7 protein-coding genes are annotated in these 5,641 nt (G+C 32.8%); 1 reads left to right on the forward strand and 6 read right to left on the reverse strand.

The features are described 5' to 3' along the window. Window positions 1–184 precede the first annotated feature (184 nt). Window positions 185–955 (reverse strand): SDR family oxidoreductase, encoded by a 771-nt coding sequence (locus GJU39_RS22825; protein ID WP_154283301.1) that lies wholly within the window; start codon window positions 953–955, stop codon window positions 185–187. A gap of 123 nt (window positions 956–1,078) precedes the next feature. Here GJU39_RS22825 and GJU39_RS22830 point away from each other — a divergent pair, with 123 nt between their 5' ends. Then, window positions 1,079–1,435 (forward strand): winged helix-turn-helix transcriptional regulator, encoded by a 357-nt coding sequence (locus GJU39_RS22830; RefSeq protein WP_154283302.1) that lies wholly within the window; start codon window positions 1,079–1,081, stop codon window positions 1,433–1,435. 38 nt (window positions 1,436–1,473) lie between these two features. On the opposite strand, the gene GJU39_RS22835 is transcribed toward GJU39_RS22830, so the two are convergent. From GJU39_RS22835 to GJU39_RS22855, 5 genes are all read right to left on the reverse strand, one after another. After that, window positions 1,474–1,869 carry a hypothetical protein gene (locus GJU39_RS22835; protein ID WP_154283303.1) on the reverse strand — a complete coding sequence of 132 codons (396 nt, stop codon included), beginning with the start codon at window positions 1,867–1,869 and terminating at the stop codon, window positions 1,474–1,476. A 237-nt stretch (window positions 1,870–2,106) separates the two neighbouring features. Further along, complete coding sequence (locus tag GJU39_RS22840) at window positions 2,107–2,556, reverse strand: VOC family protein (RefSeq protein ID WP_154283304.1); 450 nt, start codon at window positions 2,554–2,556, stop codon at window positions 2,107–2,109. A 460-nt stretch (window positions 2,557–3,016) separates the two neighbouring features. After that, the gene (locus GJU39_RS22845) at window positions 3,017–3,862 is read right to left on the reverse strand and encodes an NADP-dependent oxidoreductase (protein ID WP_209437723.1); all 846 of its coding nucleotides are present in this window, start codon (window positions 3,860–3,862) and stop codon (window positions 3,017–3,019) included. 428 nt (window positions 3,863–4,290) lie between these two features. After that, window positions 4,291–4,620, reverse strand: coding sequence for a nuclear transport factor 2 family protein (locus tag GJU39_RS22850; protein WP_154283305.1), 330 nt, complete (start codon window positions 4,618–4,620; stop codon window positions 4,291–4,293). Window positions 4,621–4,630: 10 nt separating this feature from the next. Continuing rightward, window positions 4,631–5,611, reverse strand: a complete 981-nt coding sequence (locus GJU39_RS22855) for a zinc-dependent alcohol dehydrogenase family protein (protein ID WP_154283306.1) — start codon at window positions 5,609–5,611, stop codon at window positions 4,631–4,633. Between the last annotated feature and the right edge of the window lie 30 nt (window positions 5,612–5,641).

Below are 5,641 nucleotides of genomic sequence, written 5' to 3' on the forward strand. Positions count from 1 at the left end.
TTCTGCTTTTTTCAAGCAACAACTCTGGGGGTCAATTTAAAATTGGCGAAAGGGGGTCAAATTTATTGGTATATGCAATTGGCAGCTTTAATGTATTTTTTGTAAAAATCTTGAAGCGTTGTGTTAGATGAATCCATATTAAATCTTCCTTATATTGATTAGAATCACTCTTTTAAATCTTAAATTATTTCATCAGATTGATATTTGTCATTCCTCCATCTGCAAGAATTTCAGTTCCTACAATAAATACAGAGTCGTCAGAAGCTAGGAAAACAGCTATTTTTCCCATCTCTGATGGAAGTCCCATTCTGCCTACAGGAATAATATTTTTCCAAATTTGCTTTACTTCTTCTAACTGTTCTTGTGGTATCATTTTTCCAAATGCAGGTGTATCAATAGATCCAGGCGATAATGAATTCACCCTTATTTTTCGGTCTAATAAATCGTGTGATAAGCCTTTCGCTAATGATATTATTGCTGCTTTAGCTGCTCCATAAATAGTCATACCAGGTGCAGCTCGGTGTGCAGCACTTGAGCCAATAAGTATAATTGAAGCTCCATCATTTAAATAGGGAAGTGCTTTTTGAACCGTAAAGTAACTGCTCTTTAAGTTAAGATCAATATACTTGTCAAAATTTTCTTCTGTAACGTCGCTTACGGAGCTCATTTGTACTCCGTCAACAACGCCTCCTGCATTGACAACTAGTATATCTAGCTTGCCGAATTTATTAAAAGTCTCTTTGAAAATCTGTTCAAGGTCCTCCATTTTTGTAACGTCACTTTTGATACCTATAAAATCTGCTCCAAGTTCTTGAACGCAGTTGTCAAGAGTTTCCTGATTTCTACCTGTAATACTTCCTATTGCACCTTCATTTTTAAAAGCTTCAGCAATACCAAATCCGATTCCGCTGTTGCCACCTGTTACAACTGCTACCTTATTTTTTAACTTGTTCATTTTAATTTATTTTAGAATTTGAGAGGCAAAGCTATCTTATTTCAATATACTTTCGTAACTTTGTAACATAAAGTAATAGTTACTACTAAGTAACTCGATAACCTTAATGAAACTAAAAAAAATATGGATTGTCAATTAAAAGAGTTTGATAAAGACCAACATAAAAAAGAAATGATGGCTGTGCAAGATTCAATGGATGTGCTAAATGGAAAATGGAAAATTGCCATTATATCCTCAATATGTTACTACAACAAAAGAAGATTTTCTGACGTTTTAAACGATGTAAAAGGTATTTCGAATAAAATGTTAAGCAAAGAATTAAAAGAGCTTGAGTTAAATCAATTGATAAGTAGAACCGTAATGGAAACTCAACCCATTTCTGTACAATATGAATTGACCGAGCACGGTTTAACCTTACAAACCATTATTAAAAATCTTACGATTTGGGGTTTCAATCACAGAGAAAAAATTACTGGGTGATACAATTTTTCTGTATGTTTTATTTATATATATATATTTTAGTCGTATTTAATAAAAACAGCTTTAATTTTCTTCTGCTTCATATCTGTGGTTGTAGTGTTAGAAGAAGCAGTCGTTTTATCCTTCTTTTTCTCATTTACTACACCACCGCTTGAGCTAGATGTACCGTATATTTCCTCTTCAATAGAGAAAATCACACCATCAGCACCTTTTTTTTTCGCTAATTCAGTAGTTTTTTTCTGTGCTTTTTCCAATGAACGGAAACCTTGCAAAAGTTCACTTTTTCCCATAACAGTATATGGTTTTTTAACATCTGAACTTTCGAAATATTCATCTACTTGTAGAGTAGCTGGATAACTTTTTCCAAAATATTTTTGTGCATATGTAGTATTCAAAAAGACTGTAAATACTATCATTAAAACTGTTTTTCTCATTTTTTTAGAATTTCAAATTTTGAAAGGCAAAGTTATATTAATTGAATATACTTTATCAGCTTTACAGTAAAATGTAAGGTTACTTGTAAGTAACTTTATTACTTTAATATATCAATCTTTCAATTTACAAGCTTAAAAAAGAGCGAATAATCATCTTTAAAATTAGTGTGTGTTTAATATATTAATTAGTGTATTTGCTTCTGTGTTTTTTTGTGTGAAAGGAATTATAACTTATTTTTAGCTCCAGTTTTGAAGTTCAATAATATTCCCATCGGGATCAGCAATATATATAAATTTTAGTAGTCCCACATTTTCAACATAATGTTCGCTTAAAACTCCAATTTTTGACGCTCCATTTTTTAATGCTAATTCTAATACCTCGTTTATATCGTCCAGTTGAAAAGCTATATGACCAAATCCTTGTTTATTAGGTATTGATTTTTCTGAATTTAAAGTTTCAGAATATTGATAAATTTCCAATGTTGGTCCATTTTCGCCATAACCCGGCAATAATAAATGCATTCCTTGTATGTGAGCATTTTTAACTCCAGTACCCTTATCTAACCAACTTCCTTTCTGATCTCGTTGAGGTGGAATAGGTACACAATCAAAAACCGTTTGATAGAAATCTGCTAATTTTTTCCAGTCCTTTGTAATAATATTTGTGTGTCCGTATTTTATTTTCATATGTTCATATGTAATTATAATTGATAGTTAATATTTTGTATTATTTTAAACATTAATTAAATTTCACTTTAGAAAAATAATAAATTTCTTGCAAAGAATTATGCTATTCACGCTTTAGAATCTCATTACTGTTTTCCAATTTAAGTAATTCAATGTACCGATCGCTAGTTAAATCTAGCAATATCTCAAATGCAGATTCTGTCTTATTATCTTGTTTTTTTAAGATTTGATAATCTTCTTTCTAAATTTCTAGCCAAATTTGATAAACCGTTTATATTCAATAATTAAATATCTGTATGCAAATTGTTGTTAATTGGAATGTTCTTAACAAAAAATTTCAATCTTAAAATTATCTAAAATAAAACTTGCAACTATTGTTGGCTCTTTTAAAACTATTGTTTCTTTATATTTAAAATCCTTTTCAATTTTAAAATTGTTCTTAATATTCTTTTTAATAAGTTTAAAAAGTTACTACAATTTTCCCAACAGTTTTTCTAGTTTCCAGCTGTAAATGAGCTTCAGCCATTTGTTCAAAATGGAAAGTTTGTGAAACAAAGGGTTTAATAATTCCTTGTTCCAAAAGAGATGATATTTTTTTCATATCCTCGCCGCTAGATTGCACCAAAATATTGTAGCCATTAATACCTTTTTCCTTAGCTTTTTTGGTAACTGCTTCACTCAGTCCTGTAGGAATACTAATAATAGTCCCCCCTTTTTTGGTTGCAAAAATAGAGTTGTCAATATTATCGCCGCCAATCGTATCCAAAACAAAATCATATTCTCTTGATTGTGAAGCCCAATTATAGCCGTTGTAGTTAATGTGTTTATCTGCACCGAGACCCAATACAAAGTCTTTGTTTTTTGCGGAGGATGTTCCGGTAACTTCGGCCCCCAAATATTTTGCAATTTGAACAGCGATATGGCCAACACCACCAGAAGCTGCGTGTATCAAAACTTTTTCTCCCTTCTGAACATTTGCATTGGTTACCAGGGCTTGCCATGCGGTTAAGGCAACCAGGGTGGTGGCGGCTGCATTTTCAAAGGAAATAGTTCTTGGTTTTAACGCCAATTGATTGGCAGGTGCTGCTATATACTCTGAGTAAGCTTTTCCGTGTCCGGGGAAATTTACCATGCCAAAAACCTCATCACCGATCTTAAATAAATCGCTTTGAGTTTCTGCTACAATGCCTGCAATATCCCAGCCTAAAATCAATGGAGTTTCTGTTTTTATTCTGCCATAAATACCTTTTCCTGAGCGGGTTTTCACATCTACAGGGTTGATGCTGATAGCTTTTACCTTGATCAATACCTCTGAAGTAGTGATTTTTGGAATTTCTAAATTGGAATAGTTTAGTTATCCTACTCCTCCAGAAGACTTTAATATTATTGCTTTCATATACTATTGTTTTAAATTAATGCTTTCAAACTTTATGGTCAATAAAAATGACTACGCATAGTTATTGAATAGGTGATTCAGTTATGTGTACTTTAAAATTTTACTGATTGCCAAATGTTAATCTATGTTTGCTATTCAATAAATGATGTTTACACACCACATCTATGTTCTCGTCTAAATCATATCTGTAATGTCTTTTTTTCACATTATTTGGAATTCAGTAGAGTAAACCTTATATGCTATAGGTTATACCATATTTTTCAACCATACATAGCATTTTCAACAAAGCCCCTGATTTAATCAGAGGCTTTTGAATTGATAGTTTTTATTAATCTCCCTCAAATTACAAATGAAGTTACTTGACTAATCATGCCATCCTTAAAATTCCAAATGTCGCAATAAGAACTCTTTTTTGATTCTCCATCTTTTTCAAATACTATTTGACCAAGTTCAACTACGACATCATTTTCTTTAATGGAATTTTCTGTTGTAAATGTTATTCCATCATAAGCTGAACTAATGTACTTAAGAAGTTCTTGCTTTCCTTTTAAGGTTCTCTCTCCTACATTTTTCCATTGGATATCTTCACTGCAATAAGTGATGAAATCCTCATATTTTCCTTCAGATAAAGCTTTGTTCGCCTTTATAAAAATATTTTGATTACGCATATTTATCTATTTAATTGCTGTCTTCATTACCTATCTGTATAGCAATCTTGCCATAGAAATCTTCAGCGCCTTTTCTAAATTCAAGTAGGCTATGTGCCTTTCCTATCTCTGACAATGGGAAAACTTTCCCTACCACTGGCTTTAGTTTTCCAGACTCAATCAGCTTTGTGAGTTCGTCCAATTTGTTTCTGCTTTGTCTGGTAAATACAAAGTGGTAAGTGGCATTTTTCCCCCATGCGTGGATAAGATTCTGTGGCTTTTCAATATCCACTAATGTTACAACCTGTCCCATCTGATTTAAAATTTTACCACTGTCAGAAAGTGTGTTGCCGCCTAGCGTATCAATTACCACGTCCACTCCTTTGCCATTTGTCAGTTTTAAAATTTCATCGATATAATTTTCCTTTTCATAGTCAATAGTAAAGTCCGCTCCAAATCCTTTTAGAATTTGATGATGCACTGTTCTCGCTGTTGTATAAACGGTAGCACCCATAGCCTTGGCCAATTGTATAGTAGGTATCCCAACACCACCTGCACCACCGTGTATCAGGATTGTTTGATTAACCTTAAGTTGTGCCCTAGTAAATAGCATTTCATAGGCTGTGCCCGCTGATAAAGGAAATGTTGCAGCTTCTAAATGGCTTACGTTTTTGGGTTTAATGCCGATAATAGCTTCATTAGCGACATGATATTCTGCGTAGCTTCCTTGTCCATTAAAAATTTCAGGGGTATAATATACCTCATCACCGACCTTAAAGTTTTTCACACCTATGCCAATTTCAACGATCACACCTGAGACATCATGCCCTGTGATAACCGGAAGTGTTAACTCATTTTTGTAATCCCCACGGCGAACCTGAAAATCTAGAGGATTTACGGAAGTGGCCATCACGTTTACAAGTACTTCATTAGATCCCGGTTTTGGAGTCGGTACATCTAATATTTCAAATTTTTCTACAGAGCCGAACTCGTTTAATACTGCTGCTTTCATATTGTATTGATTTAGTTATTTAGGTAAATT

Origin of the sequence: Pedobacter petrophilus (assembly GCF_009674725.1) — a bacterium.
Classification (GTDB): Bacteria; Bacteroidota; Bacteroidia; order Sphingobacteriales; family Sphingobacteriaceae; genus Pedobacter; species Pedobacter petrophilus.